Here is a 26,392-nt window from a genome sequence, read left to right on the forward strand (position 1 = left end):
GATTTTCGGCCTGAAATAAAAATATAATTTTACTATGATTGAATAAGCGCCCTTTTGCCAAATCTACTTGCCCATCTTTCTTTTATTCTTTTGACAAACATCAAATAGACATCTTTTTCAAACAACCGCGAGTCACTCCGGGCCCGGTCGATGAAGTATAATCCGGTCAAAAGCAGCACCGTATTAGCCATCCACGCGCCTACGGGCACAGCGAGCATTCCTTCCCTTACCCATTTGTCGCCCTGGTTAGTGAGGACATAAAGCAGGATAAAGAAAATAATGGATACCAGGACAGGCACCCCAAACCCGCCTTTTTTAATGATGGCACCCAGCGGCGCGCCAATCAGGAACATGATCAGGCAGGATAATGCATTGGTATATTTATGGTGTTTTTCCAATTCATACTTGGTTGCATCTTTCAGCTTCGTTTGCAAGTAATCCTTCTGAGATTTGGTGTAGCTCAGCATACTGTTCGCAGCGCTTTTTGTATTCATTAAAATCTCCTTTTTCAAGCTGTCCGACACAGGTTTATTCAGCAAAGAATCAATCCAGGGGCCTTTTTTCAGCGTTTTATCGGTTCCTTCGCGGTAATTGTAGGAATAATATTGCTGGCTGCCGGCCACGAGGTTTTTCCGCGTCTCATTATAGGAGTTACGGAGCGAATCTGCCGTTGAAGTCAGGTCGCTGATGTTCTTCATAAACTCGTGGTATTTGAACTGTCCTTCATCCGTGCGCTTCATACCAAACGACGAAAGGCTTTCCGTCAAACGGAAGTGCTTGAACGAATTGCGACTGAAATTGGAGTAATTCGGCATGCTGCCGCCACCTATCGGTGAAGATATATACGCAGGCCGCGCAGTGCCGGAACTCACCTCATCCGTGTAACGCGTTCCGTTATAAAGCTCGATCACCAGGTAACGGTTATCATTGATGGAATACATCCGGCCCGAGTCCGCCAGTATGATTTCGGTGTTTCCCACTTCATACGAACGGTTGCTATGCTTATAGATCACCATTCCCTTCAACTTACCATTCTCTTCCTTCTTATCCACTTTAATGCTAAACCCAGGGAGATCATTGTAAAAAATCCCTTCCTTTATCTTCAAAGTGGCTTTCGTGGTCTTAATATCATATAAAAGGCTGTAACCCTTCAAATTGGCCCACGGAGAAATTCGATCATTGAAATAAAATGAGAATGCACTGACGGAAACTGCGACAATGAAAAGCGGCGCCATAGCACGCACAACCGATATGCCTGCACTTTTTATGGCCGTCAGCTCGAAGAATTCACCCAGGTTACCGAATGCCATCAGCGATGATAGCAGCATGGCCAGCGGAAGCGCGGTAGGAACCGTTATCAAGCTGAAAAAGAAGAATAATTGCGCGTAATCCGTTATCCCAAGATCTTTGGAAACGAAATCATCTATGTAGAAAATCATGATCCGCATCAGAAAGACGAAAACCACGACGGACATTGTTATTACAAAAGGCCCCCAAAAGGACATTAATATAAGCTTATCAAGCTTTTTCATCAACTACCAACGATATCTTTCAAATTATCAATAAAGCCATCCCAAAGCGAAGCCATCTCGCGCTCATCGCGGTTGGACGAATAGTCGGTCACGCGCAGGAATGTTGTCTGGGTTAACTCGCTAACTTCAAGTTTTAGTTCCACGTGATTGTTGTCCAGATTATCATCGCTTGTATTTTCAAAATCAAATCTTACTGCTTTATTGATACGCAAACCGGTCTGTCTGGCAATGTGGCTGTCGCCGTCCCACTGGAAATCAAACCGGTGATCGGGCAATACAGTGACTTTTTCAGCAAACCATTGTTCCAGTCCCGAGGGCGTCGATATATATGGAAAGAGTACTTTTGGAGAGGATCGCAATTCAAATTCAGTAACAAATTTATATTTTTCCATATGAACTAAAATTAAAAAGGGTTAACCACAACAGTACCGCCTTATATGCTGATTTTAAAAGCTGTAATATAGCATAATTCAACAATAAATGTCATCAAAGTTAATTTTTGCTCTTTTATGCAAACGAAAATTTAGGGCGAAAATTGAAGAAACGCATTGGACTTTAATTTTTTTTAACATACTTTTGCACCACAATAACACGGCGGGGTAGCTCAGATGGTTAGAGCGTAGGATTCATAACCCTAAGGTCGGCAGTTCGATTCTGCTCCCCGCTACCAAAGATCAGACATCCCGAACGGATGTCTTTTTTATTGCCCTGTCTGCATTCTTCTGCGTTCTGCGAGAATTAAATTACCGGATTTTCGGTTTCCCATAATAGTCTAACGCTGGTTCGCCTCTCATTCACCATGAAATTATTAATACAATACCTTAGCCGGTACAAAGCCCTCATTTTTCTGGCGCTTGTACTCGCAGCCATCAATCAGGTCTTTTCGCTCCTGAACCCCTACATTCTCGGTAATTACCTCATCGACCCTTACGCCAACAAAGCACAATATTACCGCGACAATGGCCTGGACGACGCTTTTTTCAAGGGCATCCTTATCGGCCTGCTCATGATCATCGGCGTGGCCATGGTTTCACGGATCGCCAAAGCATTTCAGGATTATGTCGTCAATGTTGTGATCCAGAAGTTTGGTGCAAACCTTTACACAGATGGGTTACGCCATGCATTACGCCTCCCTTTCCAGGATTTTGAAGACCAGCGCAGCGGCGAAACACTCTCGGTGCTGCAAAAGGTTAGGGCGGATTGTGAAAAATTCATTACCAGCTTCGTTAACGTGCTCTTTGCCACATTGGTAGGAATTGTGTTCGTGGTTGTCGTTGCCTTTAAGCTCAGTCCTTCATTGCCGCTTATTTACCTGGTTGGCTCGGTGATACTGGCAGTTCTGACGAGTGTTTTGAGCAAAAAAATCAAGTCAATCCAGAAGAACATTGTCAAAGAAACTACGGCGCTGGCTGGGTCCACGACCGAATCGCTGCGGAACATTGAACTGGTCAAAAGCCTAGGCCTGACGAATCAGGAAATAACCCGCCTGAACACAACTACATTCAAAATCCTAAAACTGGAACTCAGAAAGGTCAAGAGTATCCGCTCGATAAGCTTTATTCAGGGCACATTCGTGAACTTCCTTCAACAATGTATTATGTTCGCCTTGTTGTTCTTCGTCTTCCGGGACCGCATTACCGTCGGGCAAATGATGATGATGCAGTTTTATTCATTCTTCATTTTCGGGCCTTTACAGGAACTGGGCAATGTGATCCTCTCCTATCGCGAGGCCGAAGCGTCGCTGAACAATCTGCAAACATTGCTGGCCAGGCCCGTCGAACGCAAGCCCGCAAATCCCGAGGTGATTACAGACATTGAAGAGCTGCGATTTGAACAGGTCAGGTTCCAGCATCAATCAGCTAACCGGCCCGCTTTGGAAGATATTTCTTTTGACGTAAAACGGGGCGAGACCATTGCATTCGTTGGACCGTCCGGCTCGGGAAAGACGACATTGGTTAAGCTTCTTGTGGGCCTTTATCATCCCATTTCGGGAGCTGTATATTACAATGGCATAGATGGTAATAACATTGATTTTGATGAAATCAGGAATAAAATCGGCTTTGTAACGCAGGATACGCAACTCTTTTCAGGCACAATAAAAGAAAACCTGCTTTTTGTAAACCCCGGTGCAACGGATGAAATGATTAACGATGTGTTGCTGAAAGCGGCTTGTTATAACTTGCTGTCGAGAGCTGAAAGCGGGATTGATACGGTGATCGGCGAAGGCGGGTTGAAACTTTCGGGTGGTGAGCGGCAGCGTTTATCCATTGCCCGTGCGCTGCTGCGTGAGCCGCATTTGCTGATTTTCGATGAGGCAACCTCTGCATTGGATTCGCTGACAGAAGAAGAGATTTCCAACACGATACGCAACATTACCGATCAGCGTCAGCATATTACGGTAATGATCGCGCACAGGCTGTCTACCATTATGCATGCAGACCGGATTTATGTCCTGGAAAAAGGGCATGTAGTGGAAACGGGAAGCCATCATGCTTTGCTTGACGAAAAAGGCTTGTATTATGCCATGTGGCGCCAGCAGATCGGTGAGCGGAAGGACGAGTCGGTGCTTTCTTCTTAATGTATATGATGACTAAAAGCTAGCAAGATTCAGGTTTTTCAGCGGTCCTTCGGCGCCTATTTTTGTCCTGTCAATATTAGATTGGATCAAACAGAAATAAGACGAATGAAAAACATTGAAACATTGGATTGGAGTTACATTGCGGACGATCTGCACAGGAAAGGATACGGATTAATGGAACAGGTCCTTTCGCCTTCGGAATGTGATGAACTGGTTGCATCTTACCATGAACCAGCACATTATCGTAAGACGATCGTGATGGAGCGCTACCGGTTTGGGTTAGGAGAATATAGATATTTTCAATATCCCCTGCCAGACCTGATCCAGCATTTACGACAAAGCTTTTATGCAAAATTAGCCCCGGTTGCTAATAAATGGATGCAAGTCCTCAACATTGACCAACATTACCCTGCTAATTTCCAGGACTTTCAGACGAAGTGTCACGAAAAGCAGCAAACAAAGCCAACCGTGCTGATCCTGAAATACGGCGAAGGCGGGCATAATACGTTGCATCAGGACTTGTACGGAGATCTGTTCTTTCCTATTCAGCTGGTTATTTTCCTTAGCGACCCCGAAAAGGATTATACAGGAGGAGAATTTGTGTTGACCCAACAAACACCGCGCGCTCAGTCGAAAGCCATCGTTTTGAAACCCAGGAAAGGAGACATACTGGTCTTCACAACCAATTTCAAACCCGTGAAAGGAACCAAAGGTTATTATCGCGTCAATATGAAGCATGGCGTTTCCGAAGTGACGTCCGGGAACCGCTTCACGCTGGGGATCATTTTCCACGACGCATTAAGCTGAAAGCCATGATCAGGCACTCGGACCTCGGACCTCCGTCGTTTCAAACGAGCAGAAGGTTGAAGAAACTAATTGACGATCACGTAATTTGTTATGGCGGCAATGCTCGTCTCAAAATTTTCGGAACATTGCAATGTAATTCGGGCAAGCGCATGAAAATGAGAAACCGGGTGTTTTTCAATTCAGAGAAAGAGGCAATGTCGCAAGGTTTCCGACCATGCGGACATTGTATGCGGGAAGCTTATTTAAGGTGGAAACCAAAACAGCACATTACACTAAAACCTTGAAAGTAAGGCTCCGCCATAGATAAAAGACCAGGTAACTCTCCCAGCCTGCAAACTGCTGAAAAAGTGCATCGATCTTGCCTGTTTCACTTCTGTCCTGGATAATGTTGTGATTGGAAAGTGCATTCAACAGACCAATATCACCGTGCGGAATACCGCCAGGTTCCTGCAACGACTTCATTAAAACATAATTAGCCGTCCATACACCGATTCCCTTGTGATCCGTCAATGCTTTTTTACGTGCTGCAAAGTCGGGTAATGCGCGAATTGTTTCTTTATCCAAGCTCCCGTTTGCAAAAGCCCTGGCGATGCCAATCACGTAATCCGATTTTTGCTTCGAAAACTGCATTTCCTTCAAAAGGTCCGGATCAGCTGCTGCCAGCACTTCGGGCTCGGGAAAAACGTAGTAGGATTCATTTTCATGGTCGATTCGCTTGCCATAATGTTCCACCAGCCGCCGCTTCACTTTATAGGCAAAGGACAAATTAATCTGCTGACCGATAATGCACCAGCAAATGGCTTCGAAAAGATTGGAAATGCCAATCACCCGCAGGCCTTTATAATCTTCGGCCATGTAGGCAATGCGTCCATCAACTTTCAGCAAGTCGTAAAACGGCTGAATGTTCGTATCCATATCAAACCATTCACGCACATAATCAATGAGATAGGACTTATTTTCCTGCGTTGCTTCTCCTTTGACAATTTCCAGTTCCAGGAAACCCGAATGCTCGCGAATGGACACCAGCAGCATTTCCGCTCCCACTTCCAGTGCCTTAAAGATGGTATCGCCTTTAATGATATGCAGGCAATCATCGTAATTCCTGTTAAGAAACCACAAACATTCTTCAAAACTAAAAAGCGCCGGAACGGGGATTAAGACCTTATGCTCACTATTCATTTACCAAATATACCGCAACTGCAAACAAGCCAAAACCTGTTTCTTGCTGCTTGATGACATTAATGTACAATTTTGAAAACCAATTCTTTAAGCAGTTCACCTTCCGGAATGCTCACGCCGTCGAGCCCTTTCAGCCGTGCATCACATTCGCGAAGATAATGTATAATGTTGGCCACTTTGGGAAGCGGATAATTGCGGATAGCCAGCAGGTAATCTTTTACAAAATAAGGGTTAACACCCAATTCGGTAGCAAGCCCTTTCTCTGATTTATCTTTGCTGGCGTGTGCGAGCAGCACTTTTGTGTAAAAACCAAACAAAATGATCAGGATGGGAGCCAGCGGATTATCCTTCGAATTTTGGGAAAAATAAGTGGCAATCTGGTTGGCCTTCATGACATCGCGCGTCATCAATGCCTTTTGGAATTCAAACACATTATATTCTTTACTGATGCCTACAAACCGTTCAATGGCTGCGGCGTCAATTCCCTCATCTACGCGCAGGTTAACCAGGATTTTCCGGATCTCGTTCGACAACCGTTTCAGATCGTTCCCAATGTTATCGACCAGCATCTGCACAGCCTTAGGACTTATTTTGACGCCCTCATGCTGACAAAATGAAGCTACCCATTCGGGTAACTTGTTGTCGTACATCTTCTTAGACTGCACCACAACTCCATTCGTATTGATTGATTTGATGAATGTCTTACGCTCATCAGCATTGGCATGAAAACAAAAAACCAGCACCGTGCTGTTCAGCGGATTGAGTGCATAATCCTCTAACCTGGCCTGCTGTTCCTTCTGCTCGATCCCGCCCAGCTTATTTGCATCTTTCACGAGGATCAGCTGCCTTTCGGCCATGAAAGGAAACCGCCGGGCATAGCTAAGCACACCAGCCACATCCGTATCCTTTCCATACAGAACGAATTGATTAAAACCCTTTTCAGATTCAGGAACAACACGTTTTTCCAGTTCTTCGGCAATGGAATCGATGTGGTAAGGCTCATCGCCGTGCAGAAAATAAATAGGCCTGAACTTCTTACTTCTGATCTCTTTCAGGACAATGTCCGGTGTTTGGGCCATAGGGTGTGCCGGTAGGCAATAATGTTAATGTGTTAATATAAACTCCTCAGACTGTTTTTGAAGTTCCGGAAAGAAGCGTAAAAATTTATCCCTGTAAAACTCCTCATTCTCGCGCAACTCCAGCATGGCATTCCGAAGCGGCGCAAGATAAGTAGCCCGCCTGGACATCCTGTGAAAGGTAAGCTCCACGCCTTCCAGCGTGGCGTAGCTTGTAAGCCAGTCCTCACGGATCATGGCCTGCACCATACGCGTCATATGCTCGGGAATAAAGTGCTCATTCTTCCTGATCAGCGCATAAATGTTGCGGGTGTAGGTAAATAGCGGCTCAGCCTGAAACTGATCGAAATGCTGGGCAAGAAAATAATCAAAATAGATATCCATCACAATTCCTGCCAGCTTTCCCTGCGACAATGCAGCCTTGTGCGTGGCTTCGCGGACAATCTCGTGCTGGTCTGTGAAAAAATCAATGTGCCGGTGCAGCTTCAATCCGGTCACAAAATCCGGGTCCCATTCGGCTGTCTTTTCGTCGGTCAGACGGCCCTTTATGAAATCGCCCACATAATTGCCCATCACCACGCCTTCCTTATTTCCTGATAGCAAAATGTGTGCTAAAAAATTCATCAAATGGCATTTTGGCAAATTTGCCGTACGTTTGTTTTCCCTGCTCTACTTGGAACAATTTTTTACAACAACAATTATTTTAATCAAACTAGCAAATGAAAGTCGAAAAAAATAACGTGATAGCGTTAACATACAGCCTGAGAATTCCTGACACAGACGGCGAAACAGATGTCGTTGAAGTGGTTACGGAAGAAGATCCAATGTACTTCATACAAGGCATCAGCGGCCTTCCCGAGGGTTTTGAAAACCAGATCGAGGGACTTGTTGCGGGTGATATATTCGAATTCACGGTGGCCCCGGAAGAAGGTTACGGCGAGTTTGACGAAGAAGCCATTGTCGAATTGCCAAAAGCAGTTTTCCAGATGGAAGACGTTAACCAGGACGAATTATTGCAAATCGGTAACATTATTCCGATGACCAACGAAGACGGCGAAAGAATGCATGGTCAGGTTGTTGAGATCAAAGACGACATCGTTGTCATGAACTTCAATCACCCATTGGCAGGAAAAGAAATGCATTTTAAAGGACAGATAATCTCAATCCGTCCAGCCACAGCAGAAGAAATCAGCCACGGGCATGTGCATGGTGCCGGCGGGGTGCATCACCATTAATGAATAAAGACCGGGCTTGTAAGCCCGGTCTTTATTCATTAATAACATACTGCTCCACCTCCACGCCGAAACGCTTCAGAAACTCCACCCCTTCCTCCACTGCGATTCCTTTGTAAGCGGCGTATGAATGCAGGAAAATTACTTTTTTGATTTTCATTGTATAAATAACCCTGGCGCAGGCAATGCACGGCGCTAATGTTACGAAAAGCGTCGAACCCTCGATATTTGAGCCATTTTTTACTGCAAATAAGATAGCGTTCTGTTCTGCATGTAATGCGAGTGAGCAGCTTCCTTTCGCATCTCTCGGGCAACCCACTTCCGGAAATTCTTCATCACAGTTGTGCGTGCCGGCAGGAGGACCATTGTAACCGATTGAAATGATGCGGGTGTCTTTCGTTAATACCGCACCCACCTGTGCTTTGATACAATGTGAACGCAACGCCAGATTTTTTGCTAATTCCATGTAGATATCATCAAATTCCGGGCGCAATTTCGTTGTAGATAATGTCATTCGTTTCTTCAATAATTTTTATACAAACTTATCGAATTGAAAACGGGATTCAACACAAGATTTCGAAGTATGATCAGAAGTTTTTTGCTTGTCCTTTCACTGTTTTTCACATGCCTGCCTGGTTTTTCACAACAGGAAAAGGTTGTGTTGAAACTCGCAATGGATCAGGCATCATTAGTCAAGAGCTATAAATTTTTTGTCCAGGAAGTTGAAGATCAGCGCATTATTCCTGGTTCTGGACTGGGAAAGGTGATTGTGCTGGGTAAGGAAACGCCTGTTGCGTTGCCGGGTAAGGTGGATAAAGAACTGTTCAATTATTGGTCCTTCGCAGCACCCAAAAACCAGCAGACTTACCTTCCGCTTTACATCAGCATCAAAGAGCTTTCGCTAAACGAAAAGCGCGTTGGCCCCAACAAGGTGACCGGCGAAGTGAAGCTCTCTGTAAAATTCCGCTGGTACCGGAACATGCAGCCTGTGGAGCTCACAAATTATCAAACCGCAGCAAACTATACCCGACCGGAAAGGGATTTTGTTTATGAGAAGCTCGTGAAGCAGTTGCTAGACCAATCCATTGCGCACTTTCAAAAGTGGATGACGCTGAATGCCGGAAAAAATCCCGCACTGGCCAGGAACATTCAGTTGGTTTTTAAGGAAATCAGTAATAGTGACCCTGATACGGTATTTTATTCTCCGAAAAGGCCGCTGATATGGGACGATTTCAAAGTCCGGAATGCAAAGCCGGGCAGCCGGTATGCGGCGGCGGTATTTACCAGTTTTGGCTACGAAGGACGCTCCTATCCCAAGGACGATGATCTGGTGGTGGAAATCGGGCTGAAAACATTCATGGTAAAAAGCATGTCATGGGGCCGGCCGGAGTCCAGGAATGCGAGCACATTACGCCACGAACAAATCCATTTCGACATTACCAGGCTCGTAGTTGAGAAATTTAAAGCCCGACTGCTCAAAGCCGACCTCACCATTGAAGATTACGACAGCGAGATCCAATATCAATTCCTGGAAGCATTTCGCGAAATGAACACCGATCAGGAACGTTATGATGGTGAAACCGGGCACGGCCTCAATGCCGGGGCGCAAGCAGCATGGGACCGCAAAATAGCTGGCGAGATTTCGGCGGTTTACGCCGTTCAATAGGATATTACTGCGCAGTAATAAACACCGTTTCTTCCACTTCCTGGCTCGTCGCGTAATTTTTAACGTAAAAATTATATGCGTCCAAATCCTTCGCAAAAGCCCGGTCACTCACTATATAAAGCGATTTCCCCTGCTTAATGCTCACAACCTCATGCCTGGGAATCTGATGCACGGCCATTCGGTCCGAATCGCGAGTCTGAATGCTTTTAGGAACAGAATAGGTTGTAAAAAGCATGACCAGCAGGTAGGAAAGTTTTAAATATTGATAAGATCGTATGTGATACGCATACCAGATTGTGAACAGGAGCGCATATAACAAAACCACTTCAATTTTATCCAGATTAAGGTTTTCCAACAAATATCCGGGCAAGGATTTGGGCACGGAAACAGCAATGTTGGTCAGAAAAGCCGACAGCCAAACTATTTTATTGATAACCACTTGCAGCCAAATGACATTCAATGGCGACACCAGCAGGAGCATCAGCGCGGCCGGCAACAGAACGTTTGTAAAGGCGATCACGAATGGATTAACCAGCCAGAAATAAGTCGGGAATTGATGAAAGTAAAACAAGCTGAGCGGGAATGTGGCCAACTGTGCCGCGAATGACAATGCAGAAATCTGCCAGACAAATTTTAAGATCCTGTTCTGCGGTGTAAAAATGGCATTTAAAGGCTCATAAAGCAGGAATATTCCGCTCATGGCCATGTAAGAAAGCTGAAACCCTACATCGTAAAGGGCAGCCGGATCAATGAGCAGGATCAACAATGCAGACAATGCAAGCGTATTCATGGCATTTTGTTTCCGGCCAAAAACCTCCGCAACAACAAACACAATACACATGAGCGTTGCCCGCTGCACCGACGGCGGCAAGCCTGTTACCAATGCATAAAAGCCTAGCAACCCGATCATCAGCGCTAAATAACCAATCTTTCCAAGACGCCAGCGCTTCATCCAACCCAACAAATGACTGATAACCAGGAAAATAATCGCAACATGCATGCCCGAAACCGAAAGAATGTGAACGGTCCCGGATGTGGTGTAGTCGCTGATCTGATCAGAGCGGAGATCGTCTCTCCTGCCTAATAACATGGCTTTAATCAACCCGTAGGCTTCGTCGTCGTCCACATTTTTCCTGAACGTTTGCGCAGCCCATTTCGAAATGCCGTTGCTCCAATGGTTAAGAAAAAAGGAATGGTCAGCAATCGGCATGATTTGAAACGAACGCTCCGTCAGATAATCGGTCCATACAATTCCTTTGTTTCGCAGATATTGCCGGTAATCAAACTGCATTGGATTTCCGGCTTCCATCGGGCGTTCTAATGTGCCGTGGACTATTATTGTGTTGCCGGGTTCGGGAATGTTGCTCGCGTCGTGGCTGATGTTAATCAATGCTTTCAAATCAACCTTACTCCACTTCTCCCGCACCTTTATGCGCGTGATATGTGCTTCATAGCGAAGTGTTTTCGTGCGTTTCTCTGGTAAGCTCTTAATTTCCGCTTCATAAGCATCATATCCAGCATTTGCGAGCACTTTAATGTTCGCTTCATTATGTTGCTCGAAATTCTGCATCGTCCATGCGCCCAGCGAAACAAAAAACAATGCGAATGCAATCCCGAATGCTGTTTTCAGGATTTTGATATAAAAAATAAAACAGACGGCTAGAAAGAAAAGCGCCAGCGGCAGCAGAAACGTCGGTGTCCCTGCATACTGAGGAATGATTTCGTTCAGCAAAATGCCGGTAATGTAAGACAATACAATCCCGACGAATGGCGACCGTGTCAGCATATTAACGAACTACAAACCGTTTGGTGACTGTTTGTCCGCCGGATGAAACCCGGTAATAATAGAGTCCGCTTGGGAATTTTTGAACGTCGAGATAACTGAGATTAGTGGCACCGGAAGTAACGAGCTGGCCCCGCTGATTGAAAACTTCAACCGTGAAAAGTTGAAAATTCGGCGTAAAAACGCTGGCCGTTAGTGTCTCACTCACCGGATTTGGAGACAATTCAACCAGGAGATCTTCACCGCTGATTTTTGAAAATTCCACCAGTTTGGCCCTCCTGGGACTTAGTTCGAGGACGGCATGCATCCGCTCTTTCTGATCATTGGTAAACACACTCATGCACCCGTCAGGAGAATAATCCATGTAATTCTCAATCATATTGCGGGTTGTAACACCCCGGCATTCGGAAAATACGGGTGTGCAGGAAATATCGGTTGTTTCATTTTTGGTAAAAGCAGTTGGCGTATCATCACAGTGGTCGGTCCCGCAGTTCCGGTCTCCCCAGATGTGGATCAATCCCAGCCAATGTCCCACTTCATGCGTGGTGGTGCGGCCCAGATTGTAAACGGAGCTGGTGATGGCTGGTGAGTTTCTGCCAAAGTAGCGGAAATCAATAATTACGCCGTCTGTTAATGCCCTTACTGCCTCATCTTCGGAAGTAGAAAGTCCTGTGGTAAGATCATTCAACTCAGTAACAACCGGAAATTGGGAAGTGCCCAAATAGCGGTCAGCCAGGCGGCAGACCCATATATTGAGATAACGGCTGGTTGCCCAAGCAGGCGAAATTTCAGCCAGATCGTCCGCTTCGGTAATGGGACTGAATTGGTTCTTTTCATTGTAAGTCCGTAATACTGTTACCAGTTTGAAGCGGATGCGCGTATCAACCCCCAGGGAATCAGTGTAAAAACCTTTGTAACCGGAAGCGTTGCCATAATCTTCGTTCAAAACATCGATCTGGCTCTGGATCTGGGCATCTGTAATGTTTTCATTGTTCGCCCCGCCGATGCTCATATCCTCTTCACTATGAACAACATGCACCACGACCGGAATCGTTATGATCTCGTCCGCATTCGTCCTGAGCGAAGTTCGGTTGGCCTGGATTCTTTTCTGGATGGCTTGTTCAGACTTGATCCTGAGTTGCTGTAAAGCAGGAAATCTGGAAATGGTCAAAGCGTCCAGTTCTGTGCTGGCACAGCGTTTCAGCAACGAATCGCTGTCCTGCGCCAGCACGAACGCTTTGGAGATAATTAACAGTAAAAAGGTCAGCAGAAGCTTACTGCTCGGCTTTATCATAAGCTGCAAGGATATCTTTTACCAAACGGTGTCTCACCACATCGGACCCATCCAGCTCAACAAAACTGATCCCTTTGATCCCTTTCAGGACTGCTAATGAATCAATTAACCCTGATTTCAGGTTTTTAGGTAAATCAATCTGAGATTTATCACCGGTAATGATGGCTTTGGAACTGGGGCCCATCCTGGTCAGGAACATTTTCATTTGCATGGGCGTCGTGTTTTGTGCTTCGTCCAGCAAAATAAATGCATTGTTTAATGTCCGTCCGCGCATGTAAGCCAGCGGCGCGATCTCAATAGTGCGACTTTCCAGATACAATTTCAGCTTTTCCGGTGCAATCATATCATCCAGGGCGTCGTAGATCGGGCGCAGGTAAGGATCAATTTTTTCTTTCAAATCACCCGGCAAAAAACCCAGGTTTTCGCCCGCCTCAACGGCTGGACGTGTTATAATGATTTTTCTGACTTCCTTATTTTTCAAAGCCCGCACGGCAATGGCCACCGCGGTGTATGTTTTTCCTGTTCCGGCCGGTCCTACTGCAAATACCAGGTCGAATTTCTCCGCCTGCTCCACCAGCAGTTTTTGGTTTGGCGTTTTGGCCTTTACAACCAGCCCCTTATTGCCATAAATGATCACATCCGCATCATCTTCTGCACTGGCAACGGGCGATTTAACAACGCCATTTAAATAACCTTTCACATTGTCATTGGTAACCTTGCCGTATTTTTGGTAATGGGCTATTAATGAATCCATTACATCAGTGATACGGATAATTTCAGGAGCGGTGCCCTGAATGCGGATCTCGTTTCCGCGTGAAATAATTTTGCTTCCAGGGAAAGCGGCTGCAACTTCCTTGATATTCGCATTGTGAATACCTAAAAAATCAACCATTGAAACGTCCTCGAGCGTGATGATTTTTTCCAGCAAATGAATTAAAGTTTAGTGTTTTTCTATTTGTTCTAAAATTTAGTAATAATAACGAACAATTGTAATACAAAACATGAGAAATACAATTATGATTCGATATTTGAAAACGAAAAATGACCTTATTTTAATCAACTCTTTCATTATCAGAGCCGGACAAAATGGATCAATTCCTGAAAAAAAATTTTTGCCTGAACTTAACCTTTCCTGCTTTCTTACGGGTCATGCTTTCCTTAACTTTGTAGTAACATGGAAAACGACAAGGCATCCGGCAATTTCTCGAAATCAGGCTTTAAACAGAACAATCAGGGACGCAAGCCAATGGGCGCAAGAACGCCCGGTACCGATCAGACTTTCAGCAAGTTACCTCCTCAGGCGGTAGACTTGGAAGAGGCAGTTCTGGGTGCATTAATGATTGAAAAGGATGCGCTGACAGCTGTTGCGGACATTCTCCGCCCAGACAGTTTTTATAAGGAAGCACACGTCCGGATCTACACCGCCATCATCACGCTATTTGCTGATTCGGAGCCTATTGACATGCTGACGGTGACTTCCAAATTGCGCAGCACCGGAGAGCTCGAACTGGTAGGCGGTGCGCCGTATATCATGGAGCTGACTTCAAAAGTGAACTCCGCCGCCAACATTGAATTTCATGCGCGCATTATTTCCCAGGCTTTTATCAAGCGCGAGCTGATCAAAGTGGCTTCGGAAATCCAGCGCGAGGCTTTTGAAGACACCACAGACGTTTTCAGGCTTTTGGACAAAACCGAGCAGAGCCTTTTCCAGATCTCCGAATCAAACATTAAGAAAAATTACGCTGATATGGGCGCGCTGATGCGACAGGCATTAGCAGAACTCGATCAGAAAAAGAATAATAAGGATGGTCTTACCGGTGTTCCATCCGGTTTCAGCGCCCTTGACAGGCTTACGTCAGGCTGGCAGAAGACGGAATTGATGATCCTTGCGGCTCGTCCGGGTATGGGAAAAACGGCGTTCGTGGTTTCTTCGCTCCGTAACGCTGCCGTGGATTTCAATATGCCCGTTGCCATTTTCTCCCTCGAAATGTCCTCGGTTCAGCTGGTTAACCGTCTGATTTCGGCTGAGGCAGAGATTGACAGCGAAAAAATCAGGAAAGGAAGCCTTGCGCCGCACGAATGGGAGCAATTGCACCACCGCATTCACCGGCTTACCAATGCGCCGATTTACATTGACGATACCCCTGCCCTCTCCATTCTCGAACTGCGTGCAAAATGCCGCCGTCTGAAAGCCCAGCACGACATTCAAATGATCGTGATTGACTATCTCCAGTTGATGACGGGAGATACGGGTGGCAAAGGCGCAGGAAACAGGGAACAGGAAATTGCCATGATCTCGCGTTCGCTTAAAAACCTGGCGAAAGAGCTCGATGTGCCGGTAATCGCACTTTCTCAGCTTAGCCGGGCCGTTGAAACGCGTGGCGGTGAAAAAAGGCCTCAGCTCTCGGATTTAAGGGAATCAGGATCCATCGAGCAGGATGCGGATATGGTTCTTTTCTTATATCGTCCTGAATATTATGGTATTACAGAAGACGAATCAGGAAATTCTGTTGCCGGGATCGGTGAAGTCATCGTTGCGAAAAACCGTGCAGGATCACTGGATACGGTTCAGTTAAGGTTCATTGGAAAATACACCAAATTCACCGACCTCGACTCACAATTCACCCCGGCACCATTCTCGGTAGACCGGCCCATCCCAACCACAAACCCCATCGCATCATTCGAAAGCCAAAGCAAGCCCGCCCCCGCAGGCGGAACGCTCAGGAGCAGAGCAAATGATCTGAGTAATTTCGATTACAAAGGCCCCGATAGCGAACCGCCGTTCTGACTTCGGCTCCGCTCAGTCTGACAGTAACGTATTGCTATTATCATATTGCGCACAGCCAAAGTCCGGTCTAAACGAGCATAGCCAAAGCCGCTGTCAGACTGAGCGGAGCCGAAGTCCAAGCCCAAAGCCACTGTCACACTAAGCGGAGCCAAAGCTAACCCAAAGCCACTGTCAGACTGAGCGGAGCCGAAGTCCCAGCCCAAAGCCCCTGTCAGGCTGAGCGGAGCCGAAGTCCGGCCCGCCGTACCAGCAAAGCCACATTCTCCACATGGTGCGTGTTCGGGAACATATCTACCGGCTGCACCTTTGTCACCTCATAATCTTCCGTCATTAGCGCCAAGTCCCTTGCCTGCGTGGCTGTATTGCAACTTACATACACAATGCGGTCCGGGGCTGCTTTCAGGATCGTTTCCACAACAGGCTGGTCCATTCCCGCGCGTGGCGGATCGGTGATGATTACGTCCGGCCTGCCGTGTTCCTGCAGGAAGCTTTCATTCATGATGCTCCGCATGTCGCCCGCAAAAAAAGCTGTGTTGGTAATGCCGTTCAATTCCGAATTTTTTCTCGCGTCCTGCACTGCTGCTTCCACATATTCAACACCCACAACCTTTTTTGCCCTGCGCGCTACGAAATTGGCAATGGTCCCTGTTCCCGTATAAAGGTCATAGACCGACTCATTGCCCGTCAAACCCGCAAACTCACGCGCTACGCTGAAAAGCTGATAAGCCTGTTCTGAATTGGTCTGATAAAAAGATTTCGGACCAACAAGGAAGATGAGATCTTCCATCGTCTCACGAATCGTGGTGTCGCCAGCATAATGGATCACTTCCTGATCCTGGTAAGAGTCATTTCCTTTCAGGTTTACAATGTAATTCAGGGAAGTAATTTCGCTGTGTGTTTTATGCAAATACTGCATCACCTGCTCAATGGCCTCGTCATTCTGCTCACCAAACTGCACAATCACCATTACATCACCTGAATTGGCGGTTCTCACCACCAGGTTCCTGAGCGTTCCCCTGTTGAAGCGGACGTCGTAATAAGGAATGTTGTGCAGCTCACCGAAATGATGCAACGAATTGCGGATCGTGTTGGACGGGTCCGGTTGCAGGTGACAATGGTCTACGGTAAATATTTTGTCAAAACGCTTGGGAACGTGAAAGCCGAGCGCATGCTTGGTAAATGTCGCACCGGAATCCATCTGCTCCTTTGTAAGCCAGCGCCAGTTGGAGAAAGTGAATTCAAGCTTGTTGCGATAATACTCCGTTTTCGGAGCGGCAAGAATTTCGTTGATGCTTACATTCTTAATGTGCCCGATCCGCTGGAAATGGTCTACAACCTGTTGCCTTTTAAATTTCAACTGATGCTCATACGCAATATGTTGCCATTTGCAACCGCCGCATACAACGTTATGCAGGCAATATGGGTCTTTCCTGAGAGGCGACTTTGAATGGATCTTCGTAACGATCGCCTCTTTGAGTTTTTTCTTGGTTTTTACTACTTGCAAATCAACTATGTCACCGGGAGCCACATTTCCTTCTACAAATATTACGCCGTCATCTGATTTAAATATACATTTGCCTTCTGCTGCAAAATCGGTAATTTCAACGTACTCATACTTGATATTCTTAACCATATTTCTTTTTTAAATTTCAAATTCCAAATCCTATAGGACAATTTCTACTCCCTTGTCAAGCCATGAAAAAACGGTACATCTTGTTCATGCTGATGCTGTTTGCCTTTACCAAAACCTATGCAACACACATTGTTGGCGGGCAGCTCTTTATTACGGAAAACAAAGACAATTATTACAACTATAACATCGGCTTAACGATGTACTTTGATGCGCTGAATGGCAATCCCGGTGCTGAGGACCCGGCTGTGAACATTTACGTCTTCCGAAAACGCGACAACCAGCCCATCGGCTATCTTCAAGCCCCAAAAATAGAACGAAAATCGGTCACCTATGCTAATCCGCAGTGCGGAATATCGTCGCTCGAAACATATATGATCACTTACAGCTCGTCGTTACGGCTGGAACCCACCGATTTCAGTGATCCGCAGGGTTATTATATGGTTTGGGACCGATGCTGCCGGAACGGAACGATCACGAACATTCAGGCACCGGGTGACGCCGGCAGCCTCTTTTATCTTGAATTTCCCCCGCTTTTCAAGAACAATGCAAATTTCAGGAACTCCTCCCCCATCTTCCCGGCGATAAAAGGCGACTATGCCTGCGTGAATTCTCCGTTTTTCTTTGATTTTGGTGGAAAGGACGCCGACGGCGACAGCCTTACTTACAAGCTGATCACGCCTATGCAGGGATTTTCAGACAAAGCTAATCCTAGTGTTGAAGCTCGCGGTTCGTCCAATTACCCGCGCCTTACGTGGCTTCCAGGCATATCGGAGGCCAATATTATTCCAGGGCCAAAACCTTTGACTGTTAATCCAAGAACAGGAATGTTGTCCGTGACGCCGGGTAATGTCGGCCTTTATGTGTTCGCCGTGCAGGTGGATGAGTTCAGGAATGGGGTGAAAATCGGGACGCTAACCCGGGATTTTCAACTTAAAGTCGTGGATTGCCCTAAAATGGACGCTCCGAAATTGTTGTTTAAACCCAAAGGCAAAAACACTTACTACACGGAAAACGAAATTATTACCGTCAAAAAAGGCGATCCGAATTGCTTTGAAGTAATGGTTACCGATCCCACGGTCAACCAGATCATCCGGATCAATGGCCGGGCAGTTAATAATACGAAAAACTATTTCACCATTCTGCCAGCCGAATTCAAGACTAAAATTGCCAACGACACGCTCAAATTTGAAGTTTGCCTGGATGAATGCTTTGTAACCTACGACGAACGCCCGATCAAGATCGAGCTGATTGCAGAAGACGAAAGCTGCCCGGTTCCGCTGATGGACACGCTCAGCATTCTGATCCGTCGTGAAAGCAGCAGCAACAAATCGCCCGAGGTGACCACTTCTCTGCCCGGCCAGTATGTCCACGTGACAGCGGGTGTGCCGGTCGTTTTCACGGTATATGGCAAGGACATCGACAAAGACAGCATTGCCCTTTCCGGTCGCGGACAGGATTTCAATATGGTCGATATGGCTATGGATTTCAAAGCCATCAGCGGCAAGGCGCAGATTCAGCAAACATTCAAATGGACGCCACCGTGTAATGCAAAAAAAGGTGATACGCTCGCTGTGGATTTCAAGGTGGAAGACATGCGCTGTGTCGGCAATCCGCTGGCGGTTTCGAAGCCGGTGTATTTTGTCGTTGATGAATCGCCCAACACCCCGCCGCTGGTAGAAACATCGCTGGCAACACCAGAGATCACCTACACCATCGGAAGCAGCAGCGAGATCGTCTTCGACGTAATGGCCACAGATCCCGACACCAATACAATCAGCCTGGCCGCCGCCGGGCGCGGATTCAGCATTGGGGATGCCGGAATGAAGTTCGCCAACAAAACCGGTGTCAAAGAAGTAAGCTCTCCCTACGCCTGGTCACCCGAGTGTTCCATGCTCGATGGGCAGTCCGAAAAAGCCTTCATGATCGACTTCATCACCCAAGACAAAAGCTGCGCTGCAGCAAGCGACACAACGACGGTCAAGGTCATTGTGAAGGACGACACTTCGGACGTTGTTCCCGAATTTCCAAACGTGATCACACCCAACAATGACGGCAAAAATGACTGCTTTGTCTTAGAGGATTTACCTGCCGATAACTGTGTCAATCAGTTCAAAGATGTAACGATTTTTAACCGTTGGGGAAAGCAGGTTTATTATTCAAAAATCCGCAAAAACTGGTGCCCTGCCAGCATCTCCCAAGGCTACTATTACTACGTCGTGCAGTATACAAAAAAGTCTTTCAAAGGCGGGCTAACCATTCTTAAATAGAGGCTGCAAACATTCTGTAAGTAACGAACATTCGATATGGCTGATACATTCAGGCATATCGACTAGTAAGGAATGTTGGTTACATTATATATTAACTATACTCTACAATAATTTAATTAGTTTAATACTTTTTATATTTTTTAAAGATATTAAACTTTTCATACATTAAATAATGCTTAATTTATAACCGCTAATATTTAATAAAATACATTTTGAACAATATATAATATTCTAACATACATTACATTCAATACTTTTTATACATTTATAAAATACGAAATTGAATTAAATGTATAATTACATTATCATTGATAATCAGACAATTACAAGATAACGGTTCACATTAATGCCGATTAAACTAATATTTCTTGCATTCTAAATTAAAACTCACAACCTTTATACTGTAATAATAAACATTACAGTAAATGAATAACGGACGGTTCGGTATTTCGGTGCATATCCTTTCCTTACTCGCTTTTGAAGCTGACGAATGGATTTCTTCTGAGTATTTGGCAGGCAGTGTTAATATAAATCCTGTGCTTATCCGGAAGGAGTTAGGCAACCTTCGCACCCATGGGCTCGTCGTTAGCAAGGAAGGCAAGGCAGGCGGCAGCAAGCTTGCTAGGCCGGCTGAGTCTATATTTCTATCCGAGATTTATGATGCAATACGGCAGAATGATTTGCTCGGAAGAGGCATTAATGCGCCCAATCCGGAGTGCCATGTAGGGCGGCAAATCAATGTATATCTGGACGCACTTTACACCGAAGCTGAGCTCGCATTGAGGACCAATCTGGCAAAGAAATCACTGGCACATTTCTGCCTAAATTTCGAGCCGAAAAGCTGATCATTTAGTCGTTTACCAATGCAGAAAACCGTCCTCCTTTTTTATTGAAAACAATTAACATTTAAACTCAAACCCAAGCATGAAAGTAGCATTAATCGGCGCAACAGGATTCGTAGGCGCACCGCTTTTACAGGAATTGATTTCCCGTGGCCATGAAGTTGTCGCCATTGCCCGAAACATCGAAAAGATTCCAACCGACAGCGAGCTGATCGTCCCCAAACAGGCTGACGTGCTCGACACCGAGGCAGTATCGCAAGCCGTTGCGGGCGTTGACGCCGTTATAAGCGCATACAATCCGGGCTGGACCAACCCCAACATTTATGCTGAATATCTCGAAGGAGCAGCTTCCATTCAGACCGGCGTAAAGCAGGCAGGCGTAAAAAGATTTCTGGTTATTGGCGGCGCAGGAAGCCTGGAAGTAGCACCAGGATTGCAGTTGATCGACACACCTGATTTCCCGGAAGAATACAAAGCGGGTGCAGGAGCAGCGCGCAAATACCAGGGTGAGATTAAGTCGGAAAACGAATTAGATTGGACTTACCTAAGCCCCGCTATTGAAATGCATCCCGGCACATCGGGCAAAAGAACAGGCACATACAGGACATCTCTGGACACACCCGTCTTGAATGAAAAAGGAAGAAGTATCATTTCAGTAGAAGATCTATCAGTTGCCATTGTAGATGAGATCGAAACGCCAAAGCATATCAAGCAAAGGTTTACAGTTGCTTATTAGCTCATAATCTGAATACTAGCAATTATAATGTATAGATAGTTTAAAATGTTTCGTATTAACCATATGTAAATAGCATTTAATTCTATCTATACATTCAATACAATTCAAATAAAATTAAAAGTATTAAACAAACTAACCTTTTAATGCATTTAATTAAAACTAATAACAATCGTACTTTTCTATTTACCCAATACATTACATCCTTTCTGAAAGATCTAACCTCATAATACATTTATTTACGCTTCCTTTCCTAATGTGCCTTAAAAATATCCAGTTTACCAGCGGGCAAATCTTACGACTAATCTCACATATTCTCGTGCAATAATGCGAACGAACAAGCATTGGTTTTGAAGAAAAGTTAGGGCACTTGGGCAAGAATATTAGTGGAAAATAAAGTTCTTTGTACCCCATTTGCTGACACCAACTTCGTTCCAATGAAATACCGCATTACCGGTTTACTATTTGTTATTGCCCTATTAAGCAACTCGCAGGCCTACTCACAACGGTTCTTGATGGACCTCGTGGACACGACCAACCAAATGGGAAGAGGAATGCTGTCCATTTACGAGCGCTACAATCGCGTGCGGATCAGCGGATACATTCAGCCGCAGTTTCAATACATCTCAAAAAAGGGTGCGGAAACTTATGGCGGTGGTAATTTTTCGGGCCAATCCAACAATCGATTTATGCTTCGGCGGGGCAGGCTCCGGGTAGATTATGCGCACCTGAATAAAAAGAATGAACCGACTTCATACTTCGTTTTCCAGTTTGACGGCACGGAGCGCGGCGTGGCGATCCGGGATTTTTGGGGAAGATTTTATGAGAACAAATTCAAAATATTCGCGCTAACCACGGGCATGTTCGCCAGGCCATTCGGCTATGAGGTGAATCTTTCGTCTGCCACCCGGGAAACGCCGGAGCGCGGAAGAATGTCCCAGATACTCATGCGGACGGAGCGGGACATCGGTGCCATGCTGACCGTGACAAGCCGCAATTCGGTGACCTGGCAGCAGAGACTCAAACTAGACCTGGGCGTGTTTAACGGCCAGGGAATGTCGGGGCCGGTGGATTACGACAGCCATAAAGATGTCATCGGCCGGCTCAGCGTCAAACCTTCGAAGGTGAGCGGCTTGGGCGGCGCGATTGTTTCCGGAGCAGTTTCCGGCTATGCAGGTGGGATTACCAGTCAGTCTGCCATATTATATCGTACGAAGGCGAATGCGGGCGAATACGCGATGGTACGCGACTCATCAGACAGGAATCTCAATAAGCTTGCGCCGCGAAACTATGCCGGCGCCGATTTTCAGATCTCTTTCCCGAACAGAAAAGGCGAAACGGAGTTCCGGCTGGAATACATTCGCGGTGATCAGACGGCCACACTTGCCAGCAGCGAAACACCCGGCGTTTATCCGGTAACGAACGGAATAAAAGACCCGCTTTATACCCGAAATTTTGACGGCGCTTACTTTTACTTTTTACAGCATCTGGGTAGTCTGGAACATCAGTTTGTGATGAAATATGACTGGTATGACCCTAATAAGCGCGTTTCGGGCGCCGACATAACAGACGCCAGGGGTTTTAGTAAGTCTGATCTCCGCTACGATACGATTGGTATGGGTTATGTATACACCGCCAACGAATCGCTTAAATTTACCTTCTATTACGATTTTGTAAGAAACGAAAAATCTGCGTTAAAAGGTTTTGAAACGGATGTCTCAGATGATCTTTTCACCTGCCGGGTGCAGTATAATTTCTAGCTTCCAAAGCGCTCTGTAAGCACTTTCCGACGATATTCGAAGATTTGATTGACTTCATTTCTCACAAAAAGCGAATTAACCCAATCTCCCAGGAAACCAAAAGGAACCTTGTAATTCAGAATATCTTCCATCATTACACCGCCGGGAATGGCTGTAAAACGGTGCTGATGGTGCCAGAATGCATAGGGGCCAAAACGCTGTTCGTCCACAAAGTACTGTTTATCAGCTACATGCGTTATCTCTGTGCACCATTTTAAAGGAATACCAAGCACGGGCTTTACAATGTAACGAATGATCTGACCCGCATACATTTCGCCGCCATGATGCCTTGAAGTTACTACAAAGCCCATTTTGGCGGGAGTTATCTCTTTCAAGTTAGCCGGGTTTGAAAAAAACGACCAGGCTTCGTCGAGTGAAATGGGAAGATTTTGTTTGAAATATAATTCTTGCACGTCTAATCTAATTTATCCAAAACTACATACGCTAAAATACGCGTATCAGACCAAAAAAAGGTTTGTTGGCATGATTTTCTCTGTGTTTTGGCATGACCTAATTCCGAAATTATGAACAGAAAACAGATTGCAACTACATCCACATCCATCTATGCCAGTCCTTCGGCTGTTTGGAAGGCTTTAATAGATCCCGAGATTGTTAAACAATATATGTACGGCGCGGAAGTGTACTCTGACTGGCACGTTGGAAGCCCGATCGTTTACCGGGGCGTGTGGGACGGCACACCTTATGAAGATAAAGGTACGATCCTGGAAATTATTCCCGAGCGCGTTTTAAGCTTCTCATATTGGAGCCCGCTCTCCGGAACCGATGATTTTGAGGACAACTACGCGCATGTAACGTATCACATTTCAGAATACGACGACGAAACGACGCTTACCATTACACAGGATAATCTGGAAACCGAAGAAGCAGTGGTTGCAGCTGAGGGCAACTGGATGAAAGTAGTCGGAGAGATCAAACGAATCCTCGAAGGCGAACGGAAACACGTCCTATAAAGCATTAGCAAAAAGCCAGTCCGGCTTGATCCAAACCGGATTGGCTTAGCATTTCTATAACTTCATGCTGAGAGCAATGCGCTTTCTTGCTAAATCCACCTCAGTTACCTTCACACTCACAATCTGCTGTAACTTCACCACTTCGTTAGGATCTTTAATAAATTTATCCGCCATCTGCGAGACGTGAACAAGCCCGTCCTGCTTCACACCGACATCGACAAACGCACCGAACGCAGTAATGTTGGTAACAATGCCAGGTAAGACCATTCCTACTTTCAAATCTTCCGGCTTGCGGACTGAGCTATCAAATTCAAATTGCTTCATGCCTTCGCGCGGATCGCGTGATGGTTTTTCCAATTCCAGCAGAATGTCTTTTAGTGTCGGCAGCCCTACTGAATCAGAAATATATTTTTCAGGTTTGATCTGCTTCCTTAATTCAGGCTTTTGCATAAGATCCTTCACATTGGCACCGACATCCTTAGCCATTTGACCCACAACGTCATAACGTTCGGGATGTACTGCACTGTTATCCAATGGATTAGCACCATTCTCGATCCTAAGAAAGCCGGCAGCCTGCTCAAATGCTTTTGCTCCGAGGCGCGGCACTTTCAATAATTGCTGCCTCGATTTAAAGTCACCGTTTTTAGCCCTGAAATCTACGATATTCTGCGCCAGGGACGTTCCCAGGCCAGAAACGTATCGCAAAAGATGCTTACTTGCCGTGTTGAGATTTACGCCTACGGAATTTACGCAGCTTTCCACGACTGTATCCAAAGCATTTCGCAATGAATTCTGGTCTACATCGTGCTGATACTGACCAACCCCGATCGATTTAGGATCAATTTTAACCAACTCCGCCAGCGGGTCCATCAGCCGCCGGCCAATCGAGACAGAGCCCCGAACGGTTACATCTTTGTCCGGAAACTCTTCGCGTGCCACATCCGATGCTGAATAAATAGAAGCACCCTGCTCGCTTACCATGAACAAACCAACCTCATCCGACTTGCCTGCATTTGTCAAAAGCTTGCGCACGAAATCCTCCGTTTCCCTCCCGGCCGTTCCGTTGCCGACTGCAATCGCCTCGACCTTCCATTTCTGGATCAGGTCCGAGAGTTTCCCGTTTGCATCTGCGGGTTTGTCAAAAGGATAAATCACCAGGTCTGCAACCAGATTTCCCTGGCTATCCAGCACCACGACTTTGCAGCCCGTACGGTAACCCGGATCAATCGCCAAAACGCTTTTTTGTCCCAGCGGTGACGCCAGCAACAATTGTCGCAGGTTTTCGGTAAACACTTGTATAGCAGCAATGTCCGCCTTCTCTTTTGAAAGATTGGCGAATTCTGTTTCAATGGATGGTTTCAAAAGTCGCTTGTAACTATCTGAAATCGCCAGCTCCATTTGCGTCAAAACAGCTGGCGGGCCTTTGCGGAAAAGGCGGTCCAACAATTCAATGGCCTGATCCTCGTCCGGCGAGATCGTCACATTCAAAATCCCCTCTTCTTCGCCGCGGCGGATTGCCAGTAACCTATGCGAAGGAATTCGCGACAAGGGCTCGGAAAAATCGAAATAGTCGCGGTATTTGACGCCTTCTTCTTCTTTTTTCTTTTTAACCTTGGAAGTAATGACGCCACCGCGCTGGAAAAGATTACGAATACGGGTCCGCGAATCCGGGTTTTCATTGATCCATTCCGCTATGATATCCCTAGCGCCCTGCAAGGCATCATCTGCTGTCGGCACCTGGTCATTCCGGAACGAAGCTGCCTTCCGCTCAGGATCCGACTCTTTACCCGTAAAAATCAACTGCGCAAGCGGTTCCAGACCACGTTCGATGGCAATGCCCGCCCGTGTCTTTCGTTTTTGCTTGTAGGGTAAATAAATGTCTTCCAGTTCGACCATTGTAAACACACCGGCCAGCTGCTTGCGAAGCTCCGGGGTTAGTTTTCCCTGCTCCTCGATGCTTTTTAAAATCGCTTCACGCCGTTTTTCAACTTCCAGCTGCTTTTGCCAGGCATCTTTGATCGCACCGATCTGCACTTCATCCAGCCCACCCGTAGCCTCTTTCCGGTAACGCGAAATAAATGGCAACGTCGCCCCTTCTTCAAAAAGTTGAATGGTATTCTTGACCTGTTTCTCAGAAATGGACGTCTGCTGGGCTATATAGGGGAAATTCATTGGATTGAAATACGCTTTTTGTGAAATCGATTTTCGAAGA

23 protein-coding genes and 1 tRNA gene are annotated in these 26,392 nt (G+C 46.0%); 12 read left to right on the top strand and 12 right to left on the bottom strand.

Going from position 1 to position 26,392, the window contains the following annotated elements; all coding sequences use genetic code 11:
- Positions 1–32: 32 nt before the first annotated feature.
- Positions 33–1,532 carry an LptF/LptG family permease gene (locus NFI80_RS06590; RefSeq protein ID WP_235158695.1) on the bottom strand — a complete coding sequence of 500 codons (1,500 nt, stop codon included), beginning with the start codon at positions 1,530–1,532 and terminating at the stop codon, positions 33–35.
- Positions 1,532–1,924 (bottom strand): START-like domain-containing protein, encoded by a 393-nt coding sequence (locus NFI80_RS06595; RefSeq protein ID WP_026628779.1) that lies wholly within the window; start codon positions 1,922–1,924, stop codon positions 1,532–1,534. Before NFI80_RS06595 ends, NFI80_RS06590 begins: the two co-directional genes overlap by 1 nt.
- A 201-nt stretch (positions 1,925–2,125) precedes the next feature.
- Between NFI80_RS06595 and NFI80_RS06600 the strand changes: the two genes are divergently transcribed.
- The 4 genes from NFI80_RS06600 (at position 2,126) to NFI80_RS25590 (ending at position 5,201) form a co-directional block, all read left to right on the top strand.
- Positions 2,126–2,202, top strand: a tRNA-Met gene (locus tag NFI80_RS06600).
- 129 nt (positions 2,203–2,331) lie between these two features.
- On the top strand, positions 2,332–4,110 hold the full coding sequence (locus NFI80_RS06605; protein WP_235163733.1) for an ABC transporter ATP-binding protein: 1,779 nt from the start codon (positions 2,332–2,334) through the stop codon (positions 4,108–4,110).
- Positions 4,111–4,215: 105 nt separating this feature from the next.
- The gene (locus tag NFI80_RS06610) at positions 4,216–4,917 is read left to right on the top strand and encodes a 2OG-Fe(II) oxygenase (protein ID WP_235163732.1); all 702 of its coding nucleotides are present in this window, start codon (positions 4,216–4,218) and stop codon (positions 4,915–4,917) included.
- A gap of 5 nt (positions 4,918–4,922) precedes the next feature.
- The gene (locus tag NFI80_RS25590) at positions 4,923–5,201 is read left to right on the top strand and encodes an Ada metal-binding domain-containing protein (RefSeq protein ID WP_255703403.1); all 279 of its coding nucleotides are present in this window, start codon (positions 4,923–4,925) and stop codon (positions 5,199–5,201) included.
- On the opposite strand, the gene NFI80_RS06620 is transcribed toward NFI80_RS25590, so the two are convergent.
- From NFI80_RS06620 to NFI80_RS06630, 3 genes are read right to left on the bottom strand one after another with little or no spacing between them, the layout of a single operon-like run.
- Positions 5,185–6,096: a DNA-3-methyladenine glycosylase family protein gene (locus tag NFI80_RS06620; protein ID WP_235163731.1), complete on the bottom strand. Its 912-nt coding sequence runs from the start codon at positions 6,094–6,096 to the stop codon at positions 5,185–5,187. The genes NFI80_RS25590 and NFI80_RS06620 overlap by 17 nt on opposite strands.
- 59 nt (positions 6,097–6,155) lie before the next feature.
- Positions 6,156–7,175 carry a DNA polymerase III subunit delta gene (gene holA / locus NFI80_RS06625; RefSeq protein WP_233798395.1) on the bottom strand — a complete coding sequence of 340 codons (1,020 nt, stop codon included), beginning with the start codon at positions 7,173–7,175 and terminating at the stop codon, positions 6,156–6,158.
- A gap of 24 nt (positions 7,176–7,199) precedes the next feature.
- Entirely contained in the window at positions 7,200–7,796 is a 597-nt protein-coding gene (locus NFI80_RS06630; protein WP_235163730.1) for an acyl carrier protein phosphodiesterase, read from the bottom strand.
- Between the two features lie 95 nt (positions 7,797–7,891).
- Between NFI80_RS06630 and NFI80_RS06635 the strand changes: the two genes are divergently transcribed.
- Positions 7,892–8,407, top strand: a complete 516-nt coding sequence (locus tag NFI80_RS06635) for an FKBP-type peptidyl-prolyl cis-trans isomerase (protein ID WP_026628786.1) — start codon at positions 7,892–7,894, stop codon at positions 8,405–8,407.
- A 31-nt stretch (positions 8,408–8,438) separates the two neighbouring features.
- Here the strand turns inward: NFI80_RS06635 and NFI80_RS06640 are convergent, their stop codons facing one another.
- Complete coding sequence (locus tag NFI80_RS06640; protein WP_026628787.1) at positions 8,439–8,918, bottom strand: deoxycytidylate deaminase; 480 nt, start codon at positions 8,916–8,918, stop codon at positions 8,439–8,441.
- A gap of 69 nt (positions 8,919–8,987) precedes the next feature.
- On the opposite strand from NFI80_RS06640, the gene NFI80_RS06645 reads away from it, so the two are divergent.
- Positions 8,988–10,070 carry a DUF922 domain-containing protein gene (locus NFI80_RS06645; protein ID WP_235163729.1) on the top strand — a complete coding sequence of 361 codons (1,083 nt, stop codon included), beginning with the start codon at positions 8,988–8,990 and terminating at the stop codon, positions 10,068–10,070.
- A gap of 4 nt (positions 10,071–10,074) precedes the next feature.
- On the opposite strand, the gene NFI80_RS06650 is transcribed toward NFI80_RS06645, so the two are convergent.
- Genes NFI80_RS06650 through NFI80_RS06660 form a run of 3 tightly spaced genes read right to left on the bottom strand, consistent with a single transcriptional unit; the run spans position 10,075 to position 14,075 of the window.
- Positions 10,075–11,856: a ComEC/Rec2 family competence protein gene (locus tag NFI80_RS06650; protein ID WP_235163728.1), complete on the bottom strand. Its 1,782-nt coding sequence runs from the start codon at positions 11,854–11,856 to the stop codon at positions 10,075–10,077.
- Between the two features lies 1 nt (position 11,857).
- Positions 11,858–13,147, bottom strand: a complete 1,290-nt coding sequence (locus NFI80_RS06655; RefSeq protein WP_235163727.1) for a M43 family zinc metalloprotease — start codon at positions 13,145–13,147, stop codon at positions 11,858–11,860.
- Positions 13,128–14,075: a PhoH family protein gene (locus NFI80_RS06660; RefSeq protein ID WP_233798401.1), complete on the bottom strand. Its 948-nt coding sequence runs from the start codon at positions 14,073–14,075 to the stop codon at positions 13,128–13,130. The genes NFI80_RS06655 and NFI80_RS06660 overlap by 20 nt, the downstream gene beginning before the upstream one ends.
- A 246-nt stretch (positions 14,076–14,321) precedes the next feature.
- Between NFI80_RS06660 and dnaB the strand changes: the two genes are divergently transcribed.
- On the top strand, positions 14,322–15,935 hold the full coding sequence (gene dnaB / locus NFI80_RS06665; protein ID WP_233798402.1) for a replicative DNA helicase: 1,614 nt from the start codon (positions 14,322–14,324) through the stop codon (positions 15,933–15,935).
- 211 nt (positions 15,936–16,146) lie between these two features.
- Here the strand turns inward: dnaB and rlmD are convergent, their stop codons facing one another.
- On the bottom strand, positions 16,147–17,568 hold the full coding sequence (rlmD, locus tag NFI80_RS06670) for a 23S rRNA (uracil(1939)-C(5))-methyltransferase RlmD (protein ID WP_235163726.1): 1,422 nt from the start codon (positions 17,566–17,568) through the stop codon (positions 16,147–16,149).
- Between the two features lie 62 nt (positions 17,569–17,630).
- Between rlmD and NFI80_RS06675 the strand changes: the two genes are divergently transcribed.
- The 4 genes from NFI80_RS06675 to NFI80_RS06690 all read left to right on the top strand — a co-directional run bounded on the left by NFI80_RS06675 (position 17,631) and on the right by NFI80_RS06690 (position 23,170).
- Positions 17,631–19,835, top strand: coding sequence for a T9SS type B sorting domain-containing protein (locus NFI80_RS06675; protein ID WP_235163725.1), 2,205 nt, complete (start codon positions 17,631–17,633; stop codon positions 19,833–19,835).
- A 425-nt stretch (positions 19,836–20,260) separates the two neighbouring features.
- The gene (locus NFI80_RS06680) at positions 20,261–20,680 is read left to right on the top strand and encodes an Rrf2 family transcriptional regulator (RefSeq protein ID WP_235163724.1); all 420 of its coding nucleotides are present in this window, start codon (positions 20,261–20,263) and stop codon (positions 20,678–20,680) included.
- A 79-nt stretch (positions 20,681–20,759) separates the two neighbouring features.
- Positions 20,760–21,413 carry an NAD(P)-dependent oxidoreductase gene (locus NFI80_RS06685; protein WP_235163723.1) on the top strand — a complete coding sequence of 218 codons (654 nt, stop codon included), beginning with the start codon at positions 20,760–20,762 and terminating at the stop codon, positions 21,411–21,413.
- A gap of 434 nt (positions 21,414–21,847) precedes the next feature.
- Entirely contained in the window at positions 21,848–23,170 is a 1,323-nt protein-coding gene (locus NFI80_RS06690) for a putative porin (protein ID WP_235163722.1), read from the top strand.
- Here the strand turns inward: NFI80_RS06690 and NFI80_RS06695 are convergent.
- Positions 23,167–23,622 carry an SRPBCC family protein gene (locus NFI80_RS06695; protein WP_233798408.1) on the bottom strand — a complete coding sequence of 152 codons (456 nt, stop codon included), beginning with the start codon at positions 23,620–23,622 and terminating at the stop codon, positions 23,167–23,169. The genes NFI80_RS06690 and NFI80_RS06695 overlap by 4 nt on opposite strands.
- 111 nt (positions 23,623–23,733) lie before the next feature.
- Between NFI80_RS06695 and NFI80_RS06700 the strand changes: the two genes are divergently transcribed.
- Positions 23,734–24,180, top strand: a complete 447-nt coding sequence (locus tag NFI80_RS06700; RefSeq protein WP_233798409.1) for an SRPBCC domain-containing protein — start codon at positions 23,734–23,736, stop codon at positions 24,178–24,180.
- A 54-nt stretch (positions 24,181–24,234) separates the two neighbouring features.
- Here the strand turns inward: NFI80_RS06700 and NFI80_RS06705 are convergent, their stop codons facing one another.
- Positions 24,235–26,352 carry a Tex family protein gene (locus NFI80_RS06705; RefSeq protein ID WP_235163721.1) on the bottom strand — a complete coding sequence of 706 codons (2,118 nt, stop codon included), beginning with the start codon at positions 26,350–26,352 and terminating at the stop codon, positions 24,235–24,237.
- Positions 26,353–26,392: the final 40 nt, after the last annotated feature.

Source organism: Dyadobacter chenhuakuii, from assembly GCF_023821985.2.
Lineage (GTDB): Bacteria > Bacteroidota > Bacteroidia > Cytophagales > Spirosomataceae > Dyadobacter > Dyadobacter chenhuakuii.